The sequence below is a fragment of the Kothea flammea genome (assembly GCF_052161645.1).
Classification (GTDB): domain Bacteria; phylum Planctomycetota; class Planctomycetia; order Pirellulales; family Pirellulaceae; genus Laterigemmans.
Map to the genome: position 1 here is coordinate 3,750,615 of NZ_CP197414.1, position 20,114 is coordinate 3,770,728.

Annotated in this window: 15 protein-coding genes; 11 read left to right on the forward strand and 4 right to left on the reverse strand. The window is 56.2% G+C overall.

Translation table 11 applies throughout. The features are described 5' to 3' along the window. Positions 1–39 precede the first annotated feature (39 nt). The 4 genes from SH139x_RS14330 (at position 40) to SH139x_RS14345 (ending at position 2,971) form a co-directional block, all read left to right on the forward strand. The gene (locus SH139x_RS14330; RefSeq protein WP_488355876.1) at positions 40–627 is read left to right on the forward strand and encodes a DJ-1/PfpI family protein; all 588 of its coding nucleotides are present in this window, start codon (positions 40–42) and stop codon (positions 625–627) included. A gap of 170 nt (positions 628–797) precedes the next feature. Then, positions 798–1,802, forward strand: a complete 1,005-nt coding sequence (locus SH139x_RS14335) for a sugar phosphate isomerase/epimerase family protein (RefSeq protein ID WP_488355877.1) — start codon at positions 798–800, stop codon at positions 1,800–1,802. Positions 1,803–1,819: 17 nt separating this feature from the next. Beyond that, positions 1,820–2,020, forward strand: coding sequence for a sulfur carrier protein ThiS (gene thiS / locus SH139x_RS14340; protein ID WP_488355878.1), 201 nt, complete (start codon positions 1,820–1,822; stop codon positions 2,018–2,020). A gap of 60 nt (positions 2,021–2,080) precedes the next feature. Beyond that, complete coding sequence (locus tag SH139x_RS14345; RefSeq protein ID WP_488355879.1) at positions 2,081–2,971, forward strand: thiazole synthase; 891 nt, start codon at positions 2,081–2,083, stop codon at positions 2,969–2,971. Positions 2,972–3,225: 254 nt separating this feature from the next. Here the strand turns inward: SH139x_RS14345 and SH139x_RS14350 are convergent, their stop codons facing one another. After that, positions 3,226–5,502 carry an alpha-galactosidase gene (locus SH139x_RS14350; RefSeq protein WP_488355880.1) on the reverse strand — a complete coding sequence of 759 codons (2,277 nt, stop codon included), beginning with the start codon at positions 5,500–5,502 and terminating at the stop codon, positions 3,226–3,228. Between the two features lie 212 nt (positions 5,503–5,714). On the opposite strand from SH139x_RS14350, the gene lpxD reads away from it, so the two are divergent. The 4 genes from lpxD (at position 5,715) to SH139x_RS14370 (ending at position 9,687) form a co-directional block, all read left to right on the forward strand. Then, the gene (gene lpxD / locus SH139x_RS14355; RefSeq protein WP_488355881.1) at positions 5,715–6,770 is read left to right on the forward strand and encodes a UDP-3-O-(3-hydroxymyristoyl)glucosamine N-acyltransferase; all 1,056 of its coding nucleotides are present in this window, start codon (positions 5,715–5,717) and stop codon (positions 6,768–6,770) included. Between the two features lie 106 nt (positions 6,771–6,876). Further along, a complete protein-coding gene (locus tag SH139x_RS14360) occupies positions 6,877–7,869 on the forward strand; it encodes an LpxI family protein (RefSeq protein WP_488355882.1) in 993 nt (330 codons plus the stop codon). Between the two features lie 124 nt (positions 7,870–7,993). Next, on the forward strand, positions 7,994–9,049 hold the full coding sequence (locus SH139x_RS14365; RefSeq protein ID WP_488355883.1) for a 4-(cytidine 5'-diphospho)-2-C-methyl-D-erythritol kinase: 1,056 nt from the start codon (positions 7,994–7,996) through the stop codon (positions 9,047–9,049). A gap of 38 nt (positions 9,050–9,087) precedes the next feature. Further along, positions 9,088–9,687, forward strand: coding sequence for a septation protein SpoVG family protein (locus SH139x_RS14370; protein WP_488355885.1), 600 nt, complete (start codon positions 9,088–9,090; stop codon positions 9,685–9,687). A 32-nt stretch (positions 9,688–9,719) separates the two neighbouring features. Here the strand turns inward: SH139x_RS14370 and SH139x_RS14375 are convergent, their stop codons facing one another. Continuing rightward, positions 9,720–12,443 (reverse strand): FtsK/SpoIIIE family DNA translocase, encoded by a 2,724-nt coding sequence (locus SH139x_RS14375; RefSeq protein ID WP_488355886.1) that lies wholly within the window; start codon positions 12,441–12,443, stop codon positions 9,720–9,722. A gap of 366 nt (positions 12,444–12,809) precedes the next feature. Between SH139x_RS14375 and gcvP the strand changes: the two genes are divergently transcribed. The 3 genes from gcvP (at position 12,810) to SH139x_RS14390 (ending at position 16,815) form a co-directional block, all read left to right on the forward strand. Then, positions 12,810–15,782 carry an aminomethyl-transferring glycine dehydrogenase gene (gcvP, locus tag SH139x_RS14380; RefSeq protein ID WP_488355887.1) on the forward strand — a complete coding sequence of 991 codons (2,973 nt, stop codon included), beginning with the start codon at positions 12,810–12,812 and terminating at the stop codon, positions 15,780–15,782. Positions 15,783–15,982: 200 nt separating this feature from the next. Next, positions 15,983–16,258 (forward strand): hypothetical protein, encoded by a 276-nt coding sequence (locus SH139x_RS14385; protein ID WP_488355888.1) that lies wholly within the window; start codon positions 15,983–15,985, stop codon positions 16,256–16,258. After that, positions 16,255–16,815: a hypothetical protein gene (locus SH139x_RS14390; protein ID WP_488355889.1), complete on the forward strand. Its 561-nt coding sequence runs from the start codon at positions 16,255–16,257 to the stop codon at positions 16,813–16,815. Before SH139x_RS14385 ends, SH139x_RS14390 begins: the two co-directional genes overlap by 4 nt. Before the next feature lie 14 nt (positions 16,816–16,829). Here the strand turns inward: SH139x_RS14390 and SH139x_RS14395 are convergent, their stop codons facing one another. Together SH139x_RS14395 and SH139x_RS14400 are read right to left on the reverse strand one after the other, a co-directional pair. Then, positions 16,830–19,850 (reverse strand): cadherin-like domain-containing protein, encoded by a 3,021-nt coding sequence (locus tag SH139x_RS14395; RefSeq protein ID WP_488355890.1) that lies wholly within the window; start codon positions 19,848–19,850, stop codon positions 16,830–16,832. Further along, a complete protein-coding gene (locus tag SH139x_RS14400; RefSeq protein ID WP_488356174.1) occupies positions 19,847–20,059 on the reverse strand; it encodes a hypothetical protein in 213 nt (70 codons plus the stop codon). The genes SH139x_RS14395 and SH139x_RS14400 overlap by 4 nt, the downstream gene beginning before the upstream one ends. Positions 20,060–20,114 lie beyond the last annotated feature (55 nt).

Below are 20,114 nucleotides of genomic sequence, written 5' to 3' on the forward strand. Positions count from 1 at the left end.
AGGATGTAATTTAGAGCTTTTTTCGGAGCAGATTGAACGATGACGGTAAAGCAAATCTTGATGATCGTCGGTGACTTCGTGGAAGATTACGAAGCCATGGTGCCGCTACAGATGTTACGGATGGTCGGACATGAAGTCGATGTGGTGTGTCCTGATAAGTCGGCTGGCGACACCGTGATCACGGCAATCCATGATTTTGAGGGGCAGCAAACTTATAGTGAAAAGCCTGGGCACCGCTTGGCGATCACGGCAGATTTCGGCAACTTGGACGAGACGACTTATGACGCCTTGGTTTTGCCCGGCGGGCGCGCCCCCGAATACCTTCGCCTCAACGCTCGCGTGTTGGAAATTGTCCGCCACTTTGCCGAGCATTCCAAACCGATCGCCGCGATCTGCCATGGTCCGCAATTGTTGTCGGCTGCGGGCGTGTTGAGCGGTCGCCAGTGCAGCGCCTATCCGGCCGTGGCACCGGAAGTTCGCATTGCCGGAGGTGAGTATATGGAGCCGGCAGCCAGCATGGACTCCGCCCACACGGAGGGCAATTTAGTCACCGCACCCGCGTGGCCCGCGCATCCGGCTTGGATTCGCCAGTTCCTCAGCGTGCTGGGAAGTCGTATCGAGCCGTAATCGAAATGGGACCGCAGCGAAAAAAGCTGGTTCCAAGCCGACTCGCATAGTTGCACCTGCGGGAAGAACGCATCAGAATGCCGTTCCCCACAACTGAGCGTGCCAAGACATTCGTTCACTGACACGCGGTTATTTCGCTTTACCACTCGTTTCCCATTCGGAGTCTGACTATGCCTCGCCCCGTCACCTTGTTCACTGGTCAATGGGCCGATTTGCCAATCGAAGAGATGGCTCAATTGACCGCCGATTTTGGCTACGACGGCATTGAACTTGCCTGCTGGGGCGATCACTTTGAAGTGGCCCGAGCGATGGCCGAAGATGATTACTGCGAGAAAAAACGCGAGTTTCTCGATAGCCTGGGACTCGCGGTCTATTCAATCAGTGCCCACTTGGCGGGCCAAGCCGTTTTGGACCCGATTGATCAGCGGCATAAGGCAATCCTGCCCGACTACATCTGGGGCGATGGCGATCCGGCGGGAGTCAATCAGCGGGCTGCGGAAGAGCTCAAGCAAACAGCGCGGGCGGCCCAGAAGTTTGGTGTGGGTGTGGTTAATGGATTTACCGGTAGCAGCATCTGGCATCTCAACTATTCGTTCCCTCCCGTACCGGCATCGATGATTGACGCTGGTTTTAATCTCTTTGCCGAACGCTTTAACCCAATCCTGGATGTCTTCGGAGAATGTGGCGTCAAGTTCGCGCTCGAAGTTCACCCCACCGAGATCGCTTTCGACATTTACACTGCCGAGCGAGCGTTAGAAGCGGTGGGACATCGCGAAGAATTTGGGTTTAACTTTGACCCCAGCCATTTGCACTGGCAAGGAGTCGATCCGGTGCAGTTTATTCGAGCTTTCCCCGATCGCATCTATCACGTTCACATCAAAGATGCGATCGTCACGCTCGATGGCAAAGCTGGAATTTTGGCCAGCCATATTAATTTTGGCGACTACCGCCGGGGTTGGGATTTCCGTTCACCAGGTCGTGGTGGCGTGAATTTTGAAGAGATCATTCGCGCGCTGAACGATGTTGGTTACACCGGACCGCTGTCGATCGAATGGGAAGACTCCGGGATGGACCGCCAGTTTGGTGCCAAGGAAGCGTGTGAGTTTACCAAGCGGCTTGATTTCGAATCCAGCGGTCGGGCCTTTGATGCCGCGTTTGATGAAGCCAACGAATAATTTCTGCGGAGGTGTTTATGCGTGTCACCGTCAATGACCAGCCGCACGACGTGCCGGCTGAGACAACCATCATCGACTTGTTGAAACTTGCCCACGTACCGCCTAATTATCTAGCGGTCGAGGTGAATCAAGAGGTTATCTCCCGCGCCGTGCATGAAACCCATGTGCTTTGCGAAGGTGATGCGGTGGAGGTTGTTACTTTGGTCGGTGGAGGGTGAAATTGAGCGCGGCAAAAATTTGTCACCACTTTCTGCTTGTTTGCTCAACTAATGATCCCCATGCCTGAATCTACATCTCAATCGGCTGCCACTACGCCTCTCCCCGAGCGACCATTAGTCGTTGCTGGACGAAGCTTGCAAAGCCGATTGATTGTCGGCACCGGACGCTACGACACGATGACTCAGATGCGAGATTCGATCGTCGCGTCGGGAGCTGATTGCGCCACGGTTGCCGTACGAAGAGAACGCCTGTATGACCGCAGCGGACAAAACATCCTCGATTTTCTGGAGCTCGACAAACTAGTCCTGCTGCCTAACACGGCCGGTTGCTACAACGCCATTGATGCCGTGCGGGCGGCCAGGTTGGGGCGGGAGATTCTCAGCACCTTGGGCAATCCCGGCAGTGACTGGGTCAAGCTGGAGGTGCTGGGCGACAGCAAAACCTTGTTGCCCGACCCGGTGGAGACACTTGCCGCCTGTAAACAACTGGTCGCAGAGGGGTTTCATGTGCTCTGCTATACCAGCGATGATCCGGTAATCGCAAGACGTTTAAAGGACCTGGGAGCGGCCAGCGTGATGCCGGCCGGCAGTCCCATTGGTTCGGGACAGGGGCTGCTGAACCCTAATAATCTTCGCATCATCCTGGAGTATCTCAAGCAAGGCGATCCTGACTATCCAGTCATCGTCGACGCTGGAGTGGGAACAGCCAGTGACGTGGCCGAAGCGTTTGAGTTGGGCGCCGATGGGGTATTGTTGAATACGGCAATTGCCCACGCCCGCGATCCGATCCGGATGGCGCAAGCGATGCGTTACGCGGCTATGGCAGGCCGCGATGCTTTTCTTTCCGGACGCATTCCCAAACGACTTTATGCCACTGCCAGCAGCCCCACCGAAGGAGTCATCGGCAGTCGACCTTACGGACATACCGGTGAAAGCCAGCCTGGGTCGTAACTTATACCGGTCTGGCAAGTAACGTTTTGGGATATCCGAGAGTGACCAACCTGTTATGGTCTACGGCCGGTTTTTCGACGATGGTCACGCGATGCGGAACCCTTTCGCCACTTTCCCAATCATGACGGGCGCCACCGTTCGCGACCCAATTGATAATTTGGGCTGCTTGCAAACCTCGTGGCACGATACGTTGCCAGAGACAAGCCAACCGCAGCGGCGATGCTGCGCAGCGTGGAACTAGCAAAAGAAACATCCTATTTAATAGTGAACCAGCTCATCTCGCCAGCAGGAACTTTAACCTGCAAATCGACGTGGTAGTCTCGCGATAGAGACAAAGTTTGCTCGGCTCCACAGCTATCGGTCACCACCGCTTGCTCATCCAGTCCGGTGTAATAGAGGTTAACCGATAGCGTTCGGGTGACGGGCCGATCCAAAGGATTGAAAACCAACAACATACCTTTGGTCGGCAATTCAGGATTGACGTGCAGCATCCAGTCCAGATCCCTGCCATCGGCGCGGCGTCCATGGATCAGGTCACTTTCCAAGATCTGGCGATGCTGCTTAAACCAGTCGACGCAGCTCTTTACCATCTGCTTGGTTTCAGGGGTATCGTACAGGCGAGGACCTCGGTAGCAGGCTTGGACACCGAGCGCTAAATTGTTGAGCAACATGCGGCGATAGTGGTCGAGGTGTTGATGAAGTGGCTCGATCGTGGCCGCCGCGCCGCCGCCGTGGTATTGGCTGAGCGGCACAAACATCCATCCCATCGAAGGGGTCTTCGTCCAAGTTCCATCATAAATATTCTGTCGGGTATGGATGACTTGCATGGCGCGGGGGAGCGACCAATTGACTTCGCGATACCCCATGCCACATTTGTTAGAGCCTGACAAAAAATAGAAATCGGGAACGTTAAGATAGATCCCTTGTTGCCGACACCACTGATAATAATCGCTGATCAATTTCCACTGGACCCAACGAGAGTCTTGCTCGCCTTGCTGCAGCGGTGGTCGCGGCGTGACATCGACATCGCCGGGATAGGAGCCATCATGTTCCAGCAGATCGAACCCGGTGGTCTGATAGAATTTTTTTAGCCTAGCCAAATAAGCCAAACCCCAAGGGCTTGTTAGCGCCGGGCATTGGCCGTGAGTCGGCTTTGACCCGGCAGGCGACACGATCATGTTCTCAGCGGGCGCTGCACGACTGCTCAACAACGAATACGACCCCAGTTCGACACCGCGAGAATCAGCGTAATCGGCGATCGCTTTCCATTCCGCCAAAAACTTCGGATCCTCGTTATCCATGTTAAAACCACTGCCGAAGGAAAGAATAATCATCTCAAAGCCAACCTCGGCCGCTTGGTCGATAGCTTGACGCGTGCTTTCTGGATCGGCGACTCGCAAGTGGTGCATGAGGGGATTTTCGGTTACCCAGGGAGCCAAGCAACGATACATGCGTCGTTTGGCCAAGCCGCGACGTTCCCGCTGGGAGCTGTCGAAAACTAATTCGAAAGCTCGACAACTGCTGAATGCACCAGCGGGTGCGATCCTTTGGGCCGGTCCATAAGTTGGGCTGACCTCCAGCAAGCAGGGAGTGCTTTTGAGATAATTAACCTGGGTTGAATATTGAGGATCGGTTCGCCAGTGAACCACATGCCGATTCGCATTTTCTGAATTGAAGCCACCGAAAGCAAAGTCGGTCTCGACATGCAAAGAGCTGGGAGGGGGAATTTCAACACCGTCACGGGTCTCCACCCAGCTGACCTCTTCGACGATCGCCAATTGCTCGCTGACAAAATTGTCTAAGAGGATTTGCTCGGGGGACTGATTGTCGATCGTAATCCACTTGGAAAATAAGGGGATACCGTCGTAGAGTTCGTAATGCACCGAGAGCGTGACGCTTTCCAACTGTGGATGTTGAAAGTCGAGCCGCAAGTGGACGCCCGGGGGTGGCCATTTGACATTGCCGGCGTAGTGCCGTCGCTGTTGCCAGTGAAAACGCGATTCAGGTTCGCCAACATGAAAATCGACCAGCTGGAAAGCGGCCGGGTCGTTGGACATCGCTGCCAACCACCCGTCGGTCAAGTACGCATAGTTTGGTTGGCCAACCAAGCCGCCAACGTGATAACGCTGGCCATCGATGGTGACAATCGCCTCGGGTTTAACTCCACGCAGCAGCGACTGGCCGGTGATCAGATTGTCCAAAGCGATCGTGGCCGCGTTGGGAGCCAAGCAGAGGACGCGACGGACCAAGCCGTTATCGAGGGCGAGCTTGTCGTCGCCAAGCCGGCCGACGCGAGCCGTGAAGGACGAGCTGTCAATCAGCCAGTCGGCTTGGGGGCGTGCCGGGTAAGCGGCGAGGGGAGGTAGTTCAGCCAGTTTGGTGGAGAACGAAGACGCGGCGTCGGAGCTAGCCACAGCACTGTCGGAGCTTTCCGTGAGCTGCTGGGCAATCGCCAAATTGCCCACGAGCAACAAAGTAAACACCGCGAAAGCCTGGAGGAAAGGCGGGCGAAATCGGGATTCCGGCAGCATGGAGTGCACCATTGGCGAATCGGCGGGGTAGGGCGGGGTAGGGCTGTAGAGAGTGTGACCTGCGATAAGTTTAGCAGCTTGGGGGAGTTCCGTTGGTGGATCGTCTAGCTCGTCAATTTAGTAGCAAAACGAGCTTGCCGCGGGGCGTGGAAATGCTCTATACACATATCCGGAATGTTTCCTGAACTCTGTCGACAGGCGAAGGATTGCTTGTGGATTCTCAAAAAACGACCCTCGGCGATCTCTGCACCCTGGTGGCTGGGCAGTTGGTGGGTGATGCTGGCTTGCCGATCGCTGGCGCTGCACCACTTTACGAACATCGCGAGAAAGCAATTTCTTTGCTGGACGCCGACTCGCTACCCGAGTGGGTTAAGCCGGAGAGTCTCGCTGCGCTGGTGGTTAGAAAACCGCTGCAGGGCGTGAGCTGTGGACAAATTGTCGTGGAACAGCCGCATCAAGCTTTTGCTACGATTGTCAAATCGTTCTTGCCGGCCGAGGTAAGTGGAGAGGTGGGAGTTGCTGCCACCGCAGATATCGACGCCACCGCCTCCCTTGGTCCCGATTGCTTGATCGCTCCCGGAGTCACTATCGGACGTCATGTAACGATCGGGGCACGCTGTCGCTTGATGCCGGGAGTCGTGGTCATGGACCATGCTTACCTGGGAGATGACTGCGTCCTTTACCCCAACGTCACGCTTTACGAACGCACTCGTCTGGGAAGCCGCGTCTTCATTCACGCCGGCGCGGTGCTGGGGGCCTTTGGCTTCGGCTACCAAGTCTCTGAAGGCAGACATCTGCGAACCGCACAGCTGGGTTACGTCGAGATTGAAGATGATGTGGAATTGGGTGCCGGCGTGACCATCGATCGCGGCACATACGGCTCCACGCGGATTGGTTGCGGCACAAAAATCGACAACCAAGTGATGATTGGCCACAACTGTCAGATTGGCAAGCACAACTTGATCTGCTCGCAAGTCGGGATTGCCGGATCGTGCCAAACTGGCGACTACGTAGTGCTGGCGGGGCAAGTTGGGCTGAAAGATCACATTCGGCTGGGCGACGGGGCGATCGTGGGAGCCCAAGCGGGCGTCATGGATGATTTAGCGGGAGGCCAAGTCTACCTGGGCAGTCCGGCCACCACGCAGCGAGAGCAGATGCAGATCATGGCCGTGCAACGTCGCCTGCCGGACCTGAGGCGATCGGTAAAGAGTTTAGAACGCTGGGCCGCGGAATCGCGAGCGGCTGAAGGAAAACAAAAAGTTGCCTAGCAGTTAGCCGTTTTGGCGCTAGCCACGGTTAGCTGTTTTGGCGCTAGCCACGGTTCTCGCTTACCGACTTCGACTCAACCAAAAAATTCAACTTTGATACTGAAAAGTGTGGCTCCAGGAGGGCAAACTGCTGGCACTGATGAAGACGAATCAGCCTGAAGACAAACAGCCGTTACGCGGGTACCGGCCTCAGCCGTCGCGATCATCTGCCAACACGGAAACCGTTGGCTTGGTGGCCGGTTGGGGACGATTTCCCGTACAAGTGGCCGAAGCGCTCGTGCGGGCGGAGCGTCGAGTGGTTTGTTTGGCGCTGAAGGGCCTGGCCGATCCGCACCTTGAATACATTTGCGACCACGTGAAATGGAGCGGAGTGGGGAAACTGGGGGGACACGTTCGTTATTTTCGCCGACAGCAAGTCAATCAAGTAACCTTGGCGGGAAAACTGTTCAAAGCGGAATTACTTTTTCAACGGTCAATTTTGCTTTCCCTGTGGCCCGATCTAACCTGCCTCCGCACGTTTGCTCCACATTTTATTTTTCGCCAACAAGATACTCGAGACGATAGCTTGCTCACCGCAGTGACCGACACCTACTTGAAAAACGGAATCGAAGTCTGTCCAGCAATCGAATTTGCCCCGGAGTTGCTTGTGAACGAAGGCGTTTTAACTAGCCGCAACCCAACAGCCGCACAAGCCAAGGACATCAATTTTGGCTGGGAAATTGCCAGGCAAATGGGTGGACTCGATATTGGCCAGTCGATCACTGTGCGGGACGGTACGGTGATTGCTGTGGAGGCCGTGGAAGGGACCGATCAATGTATCGACCGCACGGGAGAGCTGTGCCGCCGCGGTGGTTGGACGTTGATCAAGGTGGCAAAGCCGGAACAAGACATGCGTTTCGACGTGCCCACGATCGGGCCGCAAACGATTGAACGCGTGTTCCATGCGGGTGGACGGGCAATCGCAATCGAAGCCAACCGCACGATTGTCGTGGATGTCGAGGAAACGCGTCGCAAAGCGGATCAATTAGGCATCGCGATTGTTGCACTGAAGCGTGCCGAAGACGTACAAACACATATAGCCCACCCCGCGGCAGCTTGAAATTTCTGTATGATGATGCTGTGCGGCAACTGAGCAGCGAACTTCTGGCGGAAATGTCTACAACGATGACTCGACAGCAATGAAACTACAACAATGACTCTACAGCGATGAATGTTGTGCAACTGTGAATGGCCACTGTGTCGAAACGTTTCCACCAGCGAAGCTCAATTTATTTCTAGAGCTCAAGGCTAAGCGTCCCGACGGATTTCATGAGCTCGAAACCGTGATGGTCGCCATCGATCGGTATGATCGATTACGCGTTTCGCTGGTTCCCGCGGAACGCTCATCAGTCACGCTGCAATGCCAATGGTCGCCAGCAGCCAGTGTTTGGCAACAACGCCATCTCGCCGCTTTGAATCAACATGATAGCGCAAGCGGAGCCGCAAGGTCGGCTGCCGAACAGGAGAACGCCACCTGCGCCGCTGATTTAGTGGCCGAGATTCCCAGCGACGAGCGAAATTTGGTCGTCCGCGGCTTGGCTTTGTTTCGAGAGACATATGGGATTGAGGCGGGTTTCCTGGCGATCCTGCAAAAGCAGATCCCGGCCGGCGCCGGCATGGGAGGAGCGAGCAGCGACGTCGCCTCCGCTTTGTTAGCCGCTGCCAAGCTTTGTCAAGTTCCGACGAATGATCCTCAGTTGCTGAGAATCGCCGCGGAACTAGGTAGCGATGTGCCCTTTTTTCTGGGCTGCCAAGACGAGCCGATAGCTCATTCCGCGATTGGTTTTCATCGCGCCGCGTTGGCCACCGGCAGAGGCGAATGTTTAAGGCCGCTGAATGTAAATGGAAATTGGCCATTTGTCGTGGTCTATCCACCGCAGGCGGTATCGACCGTGGCGGTGTACGCCGGCTCACGAATAGCAGATCAACCGATAACCAGCACGCCGTTGGCCGAGGCCTTTTCCGGGGGTAATCGCGAGCGATTAATCGCTGGGATGGTAAATCGCTTAACGGAGCCGGCCAGAAAGATTTCTGCTTGGATTGACCGCACCCTAGAGTCCATGCAACACGTGGGCTTGTCAGGTGTTAGCATGACAGGAAGTGGTTCTGCTTGTTTTGGAATTGCTCGGAGCGCCGCCGACGCGCGGCGCGCCGTCAACCGTTTATCGTCGCGTCGCTTAGGGATTTGCTTTGTGGCCAATCCCACACGTTTGCCCGCCCCAGTACGTTATGTGGCGTAAGTGCAAGTTACACGCGACCGGTTAGGGAGGGTCGGAACGTGGAGATTACCGAAGTACGCATCAAGCTAATGGAAGGCTCGGAGGATCGACTCCGAGCGTTTTGTTCTGTTACGTTCGACCACTCTTTCGTGGTCAGGGACCTGAAAATAATTGACGGTGTTAATGGCCCCTTCGTGGCCATGCCGAGTCGAAAATTGACCGGGCACTGTCCACGCTGTGGTCATAAGAATCATCTGCGAGCCCAATATTGCAATCAATGTGGCGTAAAAGTTCGCGGCAGCGATGACGCGAGCCACGATTCGCCGCAAAAGCTGTACGCGGATGTTGCTCACCCGATTAACAGCGAATGCCGCGAGATGATCCAGAAAGCGGTGATCGATGAACTGGAAGAGGAGTTGGCGAGAGCTGGTGAACCGGGGTATCGTTCCCGCTACGACGACGAATTTTCCGTGAGTGAGTTGAGCGACGAAGTGGTTGCGGATTTACCAGTACGGGAGCAACCAGTGCGACAACCGTCCGAGGGTCGCTCGTCACCTCCGCCGCCTCACTTTGATCGTGTTCGCAAAGAGGATAACGTCAAGCGATCGGGTCCCACAGTGGAGGAAGATGGTTTCGGGGCAGGCATTTTCGATAGCTGAGCACCCCGGCTGGATGATGCCGGCTGATTCTTTTAATTTGCCGTCGACGATTCGGATGTCGCCGCCGGTTCCTCGTCGTCCCAACCCTCGCCTCGTCGCATCGTGCGGCGGGGCGTGCTCAGTTGCTCCGATGATTCCTCCGGCTGCTCTTCCTCTGGTTCCGTCTCAATACCTTGCATCGCTTCCCAATCAGCAACGGACAGCACCACTTCACGCGCCTGCGAACCATTGTATTGCCCCACAATGCCATCTTCGGCCATGAAATCGATCAACCGAGCGGCTCGCCCATAACCGATTCCCAGTGAGCGTTGGAGCAACGAGCAACTGCCACGCCCTTCGCGGACAACGACATCGATCGCACTCTCATAGAGCTCATCCCGCTTCTTAAAGTTACTCATGCCGACGGGGGTTTCTTCCTCTTCGTTGGCAACCTTGAGGTTCATCAGCTCGCCAACAAAATTCTGCTCCCCACTGCTGCAATGGTCACAAACTCGTTGGATCTCATCATCCGACATGTAGGTGCCTTGGCCACGCAGCAAAGTGCTCGTTCCGGGCCAAAGAAACAGCATATCCCCATTGCCTAACAACTTGTCCGCGCCATTCTCATCCAACACAACGCGGCTGTCGGTACGACTAGCCACCTGGAACGAGATGCGAGCGGGCAGATTACTCTTAATCAAACCGGTGATCACGTCGACCGTTGGTTTTTGAGTGGCCAGGATCAAGTGAATTCCAACCGCTCGACTCTTTTGTGCCAAACGGATGATGTGCTGTTCGACTTCTTTGCCCGCGGTCATCATCAAGTCGGCCATCTCGTCGGCGATGATCACGATGAAGGGTAAATGATCAATCAATCCTTCCTCCTCGTCGGGATTGTCGATTCCCAACCGTTTCGCCAATTCCTCACGCCCTAATTCGTTATAGCTGCTAATGTGCCGAACACCGACTTGAGCCAACAAGCTATACCGCTCTTCCATCTTCTCGACCGCCCAACCGAGGATCGCTTCGGCTTTCTTCATGTCGGTTACGACCGGGTGCATCAAGTGAGGCAGACGCCCGTAGCCAGACAGCTCGACCATCTTGGGGTCGATCATCAACATCCGCACTTCGTCAGGACGCCGAGTCATCAACATGGATGAGATAATGGCGTTGAGACAAACGCTCTTACCCGTACCGGTACGACCAGCGATCAGCAAGTGAGGCATCGAAGCCAAGTCGACCGTCAATGAGTTCCCTGACACGTCTTTGCCAAGAAAGATTGGGATCTTCATCTTCCGCGAGGCGGCTCCGCATTCCTCAATTACGTCGCGCAATCGCACCACTTGCCGAGTCTCGTTGGGAACCTCAATACCGACGGTGTTTTTTCCAGGAATGGGTGCCACGATACGGACCGCCGGCACGCGGAGCGCGATCGCCAAGTCTTCCGCCAAGCCGGTGATTTTACTTAACCGTAAGCCTGCTTCGAGTTCCACTTCATACTGGGCGATCACCGGCCCCGTTTCAATTTCGACGACGCGAATATTGAAGCCGAAGTTACGGAACGTTTGCTCAAGAATACCCGCTTTACGACGCACTTCTTTCGCTTGTTCGTCATAGCAAACGTCATCCGACTCGATCAACAGATCGAGTGCTGGAAGGAGATATTCCGCGGCGTCCTCTGGCAGAGTTTCCTGAATGGCATCAGCCAGCTCGTCACGTTGCTCTCGACGTTTCGAGGGAGTGCGAATTTTCAGCTCGGTCGATTCATGTTCGCTGTCGTTGCGCAGCAGTTTGGTATCGCCGTCCATTTCCAACTCGCGAGTCGGCGGAAGCGATTCTGCGGTTTGTTCGTCATCATCCGCAGTGTCATGATTATCGGCATCCTCCGCCGCAGCGTCGTGCTCCAAATCTTGCCCGCCGCTACCCAATCCCAACGCGCCGGCAACGCGTTGTTTCATGCCCGCGACCAGTGACATCGGTTCGCTGACTCCCGCGTTGCCATCCAAATCGGAGTGCAGCGCTGGCCCCACCATCGGTACCCCGTCATCGAGTTGTTTGCCTCGAATACGAATTGCGGGATGCTCTTCAACCGCCACTTCCCCGTCAAGGACAACGCCTTGATCAACGTCGGTAACTCGGCGACGGGGCAATTTCGAGGTGGCGCGGCGGGCTCGCTGCAGTCCACCCAACGAAGCGCGCGTACCCCCGACCAAAACAGCTTGCCCGAACTGAACGAGCAGATAGTCGGTCGAGAGGAACAGTCCAAACAGCATCACGGTGAGCGTCAGAATCCAACTGCCCACCGGGGCGAATTGATCGCTCAACCAACTGGCCGACATGGCCCCAATCGCTCCGCCCGCACCGTACACTGGCATTCCGTTGGCCGTCGCACCCGACAGGGAAGCTGCCGTCATCACCGCCAAACCGACTAAGGTCCAGCCTAAAGAACGCGGTACGGGAGCTTGCAACCCACCCCTTTGAACGCTTTTGAATGCGGTCAGACCCAGGAGACCGGTCAGCAACATGGCGCCAAATCCAAGGCCGTTCAACAAACCGCCGCTGACCAAAGCACCCCAGTAGCCACAAGCGTTCTGAATCGCATCGTGGGGCGGATACACCAACAAATCGGGTTCGTACAAGACATTAAGCGGCCACACCGGTGACTCTACCGGGTCAGCCGGGTCGTGCGTGATTAATGCAAGGGTTAGGAACAGCGTCAGTGCCGCGAGGCCAATCCCCCACAGCACCTGACTTCGTTCGCGAGGCTGGTCGGCCATCGAGAATCCATCGCGGAAGTGGCATGCAACCTGCTTCGGGGATCATCCAAATTCCCACTCGGCAAGATTTCGGTGCAGAGGGCGAGCGTCCGTGTCCCTGGTCCGCCAACTTCAGGCATCGGCAATTAGCGGTTTGCCAATCCAGTATTATGCGTTCGGTGCGATCGCGTCGGAAAGTTTACCTGCCTTAATTGTAACGAATAGATCAAACCAACCCTGTTTTGGCACACTCAACGACAACGCCACACAGCCCCATGCATTGCCTTTTCGATCTTGCGGTTACGAGTTACACTGGGAGTCCGGTTCAACACATACCGCCGATCTTTCTCAAGCTTTCCGCCGACAGGCCAACCGTAGGGGTAGTTGATGACTACTTTAACCTCCGCCGCACAAGCGCGTCCTGAATCCGTCCAAACTACCCCGAGCACGCTCGATTTCACCGATGGATTTGTCCGTCGCCACATTGGTCCGTCGGCTGCGGAATTGCAGCAAATGCTGGATGCTCTCGGTTTCGCTTCGCTCGACGACTTGACCGCCAAACTGGTTCCCGCCGATATCCAGCTCGACCAACCGCTGGACATCCCCGCACCGCGGGGCGAAGCCGATTTTCTGCAGGCGCTGAAAACCATTGCTCAGAAAAATCGCGTCTACCGGTCCTGCATCGGCATGGGCTACATGGGCACGGTCACGCCTCCGGTGATCCTCCGCAACATTTTGGAAAACCCCGGTTGGTACACTCAGTACACCCCCTATCAGGCGGAGATTGCCCAGGGGCGTCTCGAAGCGCTACTCAATTTCCAAACCATGATCGCCGACCTTACCGGTCTGCCGCTGGCCGGCGCCAGTCTGCTGGATGAACCCACCGCGGCAGCTGAGGCGATGGGCATGTGTGTGGCCATTGCGAATCACAAGAAGTCTGGTTTCTACGCCAGCGACCAGTGTCATCCGCAAACATTGGCTTTGCTCGAGACGCGAGCCGCCGGGTTGGGTATTGAACTGAAGATTGGTCCCCTCGAGAAAGTCGATTTCGCTTTTGGCGGCGGAGGACTTTGCGGAGTTCTCGTCCAGTACCCGACCACCGATGGTCGTTTTGAAGATTATCACGACTTGGCCAGCCGAGCCGCTGAGCATGGCTGCCTGTTAGTCGCCGCCACCGACCTGATGGCGTTAACCTTGATCCAACCGCCAGGCGAATGGGGTGCGGATATCTGTGTCGGTTCGGCGCAGCGATTTGGTGTTCCCATGGGTTTGGGGGGCCCTCACGCGGCATTCATTGCGACGCATGAAAAGCACGTTCGCAAACTCCCCGGTCGGATCATCGGGGTTTCTCAAGATGCACAAGGTAACCGTGCTTTGCGGATGGCAATTCAAACTCGCGAGCAGCATATTCGCAGAGATAAAGCGACCAGCAACATTTGCACGGCCCAAGCCCTGTTGGCGATCATCAACTCGTTCTACGGTGTCTACCACGGACCCGATGGGTTAACGGCGATCGCCAAACGAATTCATGCGCACACCCGCGCCTTGGCTCGCGGCCTGGAGCGGCTTGGTCACACGGTGCTGAACGCCAACTCGCTGCCCTACTTCGACACGATTCGCATCAAACTGGGCAAAGGTCGTTCCCACGCGGCCAGACAAGTTGCCGATGCGGCCCGTGAACGCCAAATCAACCTCCGCGAGTACGACGACGGGACGCTCGGCGTGACGCTGGACGAAACGGTCGACCACACTTTGATCGCGGACCTCTTGGCGGCGTTCAATTTTGGTCACTTTACCGGTTTTGACATCGATCAACTGCACGCCGAAGCGAACGAGCATGGTCACAACGAACTCGGCAATTTGGCTCGCACCAGCCCCTTTATGACGCACGAAGTTTTCAATTCGTACCACAGCGAAACGGAGTTGTTACGTTATATCTGGAAACTGCAGAGCCGCGATCTTTCGCTTGTGCACAGCATGATTCCGCTCGGCTCGTGCACGATGAAATTGAACGCAACCAGCGAAATGATTCCGGTTACTTGGCCGGAGTTTGCCAACATTCATCCTTTCGCACCCGACACCCAGTGGCGTGGTTACACGCACATGTTTCGGGAACTCGAACAGTGGCTGTGCCAAGTCACCGGTTTCGCCGCCGTCAGTTTGCAACCGAACGCGGGTGCCCAAGGTGAATATGCCGGCTTGCTGGTGATCGACGCGTACCATCGTCGCAACGCGGAAATGGAAGGCCGTGAACATTGCCGCAACGTCTGCCTAATTCCCACGTCAGCACACGGCACCAACCCCGCCTCGGCCGTGATGGCCGGCATGAAAGTGGTGCCAATTAAGTGTGACGACCGCGGGGATATTGATTTGGCAGACCTCACACAAAAGGCTCAAGCGAACGCTCAACAGCTATCCTGTTTAATGGTGACTTATCCATCCACGCACGGGGTGTTTGAATCGACCATTCGCGAAGCTTGTCAAATCATTCACGATTGCGGCGGGCAAGTCTACATGGATGGTGCCAACATGAACGCCCAGGTCGGCTTGACTAGCCCTGGAAAATGTGGCGCGGACGTTTGCCACCTGAACCTGCATAAGACCTTTTGCATCCCACACGGCGGTGGCGGTCCGGGGATGGGGCCGATCGGTGTCGCCTCGCAACTGGTTGAATTCCTTCCCGGCCATCCAGTGCAACGTCCTGACACGGCCGGCGAGTTCGCCATCGGGCCCGTCTCCGGCGCGCCGTACGGCAGCGCCAGCATCCTCACGATCAGCTACGTGTACACGGCTTTGATGGGAGGCAGCGGTCTCAAGCTGGCTTCGCAAGTGGCGATCTTGAATGCGAACTACATGGCCAAACGGCTGAGCGAGCACTTTGATATCCTTTACACCGATTCCAACGGTTTCGTGGCGCACGAATTTATCGTCGACTGCCGGGCTTTTGAGAAATCGGCGGGAATTAAGATTGACGACATCGCCAAACGCTTGATGGACTACGGTTTTCACGCACCCACGATGGCCTGGCCAGTGCCTGGGACGTTGATGATCGAGCCCACGGAAAGCGAATCAATGGCGGAACTCGATCGCTTTTGCGATGCCATGATTTCCATTCGCCAAGAGATCCAGGACGTTATCGATGGCAAACTTTCCAAGGACAATAATCCACTCACTAACGCACCGCACACGATGCAAGTGATCGGCAGCGACACCTGGAACCGACCCTACTCGAGAGAACAGGCGGCTTGGCCGATGCCTAGCCTACGAGATGCCAAATTCTGGCCAACCGTGGGACGCATCGACAACACCTACGGTGACCGCAACTTGGTTTGCAGTTGTCCGCCCATGAGCGAATACTGAGGCTAAGCCATCGGGATTGCCGCTTAGTGGGTGTTGCTGATTTGATCATTGCCGGTTTGTTCATCGTGGAGGCGTTCATTGCCAAAGAGCCACTTGGTGTTTTCAGAGGTGCCTAGTCTCTTTATATTTCTACGCTCGCTGAATGCTTTGAGGGACTGAATGCCGTTGATTGATAGCCGGGTATTGGCGACAATAGGGTCATGGAAAGTCAAAAACTTGATCGTGATCTTCGCAACGAAAAAGCCGCGCGGGCTCAGCAGATGTCGTTGGATGAGCGTTTAACTGCCGGACCGAGACTGTACGACGAACAAATGCGGCTGACTCGGAGCCTGATTGCCGGGTTACATCCAGAATGGGCAGATGTACAAGTCGATATGGAGATATCCCGCCGTGAAGAACTGATCCGTCAGAGAAACACGAAGAAGTATTATCGTCCACTTTTGGCGGCCGAAACCCGTGCGGTGGAGCCATCGTGACAGCCGCTGATGGAAACGAGGCTCTCGGACATTTGGTGTCCCTACTCAATCGACACGGTTTGGCTTACATGCTGGTCGGCGCTTATTCGAGCAATGCGTATGGTATCCCAAGGGCAACTAAAGATGCAGACATCGTCGTTGCTGCATTGGACGCGACCTTTGATCTGATCGGTTCGTCACTGGGTGACGGCTACCAAACCGAATCGCAGCTCGAGTTTGAATTGATCACAGGCACTGTGAGACGCAAAATTTGTTTCACGCCCATCAACTTTGTGCTCGAGATCTTTCAGTTGAGCGATGATCCCTTTGATCAGTCTCGTTTCAAGCGAAGAATCGAGGTCCAATCTTCGGTGTTAGGAGGATCGATTTGGTTGCCGACCCCAGAGGACGTGATCATTCAGAATTCGTTGGAGCCGCCCGCAAGATTTAATGGATGCAGAGAACGTTATGATCGTCCAGATGGATATTCTAGACTGGGACTATATTTGCCGCTGGACGGATCGGCATGGCACAACGAAGACTCTCGTCAATATTCGAGGCGATCTGTAACCGGCTGACGTAACCGAAAGACTCATTCAAAAGGCGATGTCGAACCAAAACGGCTGCGGAAGGCGAGGAAGTCTTGGAAGCCAATCGTGTCGTCTTGGTTGACGTCGAAGCGATCGTCGAAGTTCTCATCACCTACGCCGGTACCGAAGCTCGCTCGAAATGGCAAGAAGTCGGTAAAGCCAACGCTGCGGTTGCCATCGACGTCGCCAAACAGGCGGAAGAAGTCATCGGCAGCTGCGTCACCCAAAAGATAACTTCCTCCGTCGCTACCATCTTCGTCTAAATCAAGGTTCCCGTGGGCGTCGGTGATTTTGCTGCCGTCAATCTGAAGTTGATAGTTGCCGTCGACCAATGAGCCAGCCTGAGTAAAGCTGCCGCTGAATGTCAGCGTCGCCACGGTCCGTCCTTGTCCGTCCAGCGTGCTGTTAAAAGCCACGTCCACCGCGCCGCCATCAGCGCCACGCTTGACCACAGTGAAGGAGTCGGTGGCAAGCGTCACTTCGGAATCAAAGGTGACGGTGAGCTCGCTGAGCATGCTACGCTGACTCGTGCCATCGCCAATCGTAACCGTTTCCAACTCGCCCCGATTTCCCACGGTGACCAGGAGGTCTTTCGCGAATGTATTGCCTTCGCTGTCAGTCGCTTGCACGTGGACGATGTAGTTAGGCTTCGTTTCAAAGTCGACAAGCGTATCCGCCTTGATCGCCAACTCATCGCCCGTGATCGAGAAGAAGGAATTGTCGTTGGGCCCGACTCCACTGAACAAGGCAAAGCTGTGTGTGTCACCGGCATCGGGATCGACCGCTGTCATTGTTCCGATGGGTACTGCGTTTGCCAAGGTAATTGCGTTCTCCAGTACAAGGTTCGCTGACAGAAGGATATTAGTGGGGGCAAGATTGCCTCCCGCCACCTGAACTTTTAGCACCGCGGCGCCCTGGGTGTAGACATCGAACGAGTCACCGTCGATCGTTTCGTCATCACCTTGCGTCCAGCCCGAGCCGATGTCGACGGTGTCGCCGGAATTGCGGCGGACCAGCAGCGTGTTGGATTCATCCGACAGGCTCAGCACCTCGGCTTGATCTAGCGTGAGCGTGTTATCACCGCTGCCTGTGATATCGATTTGTTCGATGCCGAGCAAGCGATTATCGGCGATGGCGGTCAGATCGAGCGTGAGGTCAGCTGCGTCGAGGCGAAGCGTGTCGAAACCATTGCCGCCAACGAGTCGGCGTGTGCCGCTAAAATCGCCCTCGGTAATCGCCAGCACGTCATCACCTTCGCCGCCAATGAGCACATCGTCACCGCCGTCGCTGAGCAGAATATCATTGCCGTGGCCGCCGATCAGGATGTCGATCGCATCGGCTCCCTGATCGGCAGTCAGCGTATCATCTCCATCGCCGCCCACCTGGGTTTCCACACCGCCCGTGAAGTTGCCACCGAACACCACGTAACTCGAACCGGAACCACTGCCATTGGGATCGGCAAACGGGGCCCCGACAATCAAATCATCAAAACCGTCCCCATTGACGTCCCCGCCGCTGCTCACGCTGCGGCCGGATTGGTCATCTGCGGCGACTCCGTCGAGTCGGAAGCCACTGGTACCGTCGAGGGTGGAGAGATTGATCGCAGCGGCAAACCCGCCCGACTTGCCCAGCACCACGTAACTCGAACCGGAGTCACTGCCGTTGGGATCGGCCTCATTTGCCCCGACAATCAGATCATCAAAGCCGTCCCCATTGACGTCCCCACCGCTACTCACGCTAACTCCGGAATTGTCATCTGCGGCGACTCCGTCGAGTCGAAAGCCACTAATGCCGTCGAGCGTGGAGAGATTCAGCGTGGGAGCAAATCCGCCCGACTTGCCCAGCACCACGTAACCCGAACCGGAACCACTGCCGATGGGATCGGCTCCACTGGCCCCGATAATCAGATCATCAAAACCGTCCCCATTGACGTCCCCACCGCTACTCACGCTAACTCCGGAATTGTCATCTGCGGCGACTCCGTCGAGTCGAAAGCCATTGGAGCCGTCGAGCGAGGAGAGATTGATCGCAGCGGCAAACCCGCCCGACTTGCCCAGCACCACGTAACTCGAACCGGAATCACTGCCATTGGGATCGGCTCCAATGGCCCCGACAATCAGATCATCAAAACCGTCCCCATTCACGTCCCCGGCGCTGCTCACGCTGCCGCCAGATCGGTCATTTGCGGCGACTCCGTCGAATCGGAAGCCATTGGTGCCGTCGAGCGTGGAGAGATTGAGCATGGCGGAAAACCCGCCCGACTTGCCCAGCACCACGTAACTCGCACCGGAATTGCTGCCGTTGGGATCGGCAAGCACGCCCCCGACAATCAGATCATCAAAACCGTCCCCATTGACGTCCCCACCGCTGCTCGCGCTCCAGCCGCCGGTTTGGTCATTTGCGGTGACTCCGTCTAGTCGGAAGCCATTGGTGCCGTCGAGCGTAGAGAGATTGAGCGCAGCTGCAAACCCGCCCGATTTGCCCAGCACCACGTAACTCGAACCGGAAGCACTACCGTTGGGATCGGCTCCACTGGCCCCGATAATCAGATCATCAAAGCCGTCCCCATTGACGTCCCCGCCGCTGCTCACGCTGTGGCCGGATTGGTCGCCTGCGGCGACTCCGTCGAGTCGGAAGCCATTGGTGCCGTCGAGCGTGGAGAGATTGAGCGTGGCGGCAAACCCGCCCGACTTGCCGAACACCACGTAACTCGAACCAGAAGCATTGCCGTTGGGATCGGCAAACCTGGCCCCGACAAGCAGATCATCAAAGCCGTCCCCATTGACGTCCCCGCCGCTGCTCACGCTGCCGCCGGAAAAGTCATTTGCGGCGACTCCGTCGATTCGGAAGCCATTGGTACCGTCGAGCGAAGCGAGAGGCCAGGGGTTCGTAGCCGCCAATAAGCGGCGGCCTTCCAACGACTCGATCAGCAAGCGACGACGCTGTGGCTTGGACGGCTTGAACTTGCGTTCCTCGCTAAGGTTTCGTTTTCTGAGCATGGAAAGGTGAGTCGAGTTCTTCATGGTGTTCCCCAGTCGGTGAGCGATCGTTCCAAACCCACTCGTAATACGCAACGGATCTCATCCGTCTTAAATCCAAGTGACTGCTGCCGGACGACGCCCGGAAGCGTCTCGGCGTCGTACAGCTCCGTGACCAAGCTCTCGACGCGGCCCCAGTGAACGACATCGCCACTTTTTAGGTCGATCACCTGCAGCCCAGCACGCTTCCGCATCGCCCGACTTCAGGTTGTTGTCCAGTTTGAGCCCCGAGAACATCCTGCTCTCGCG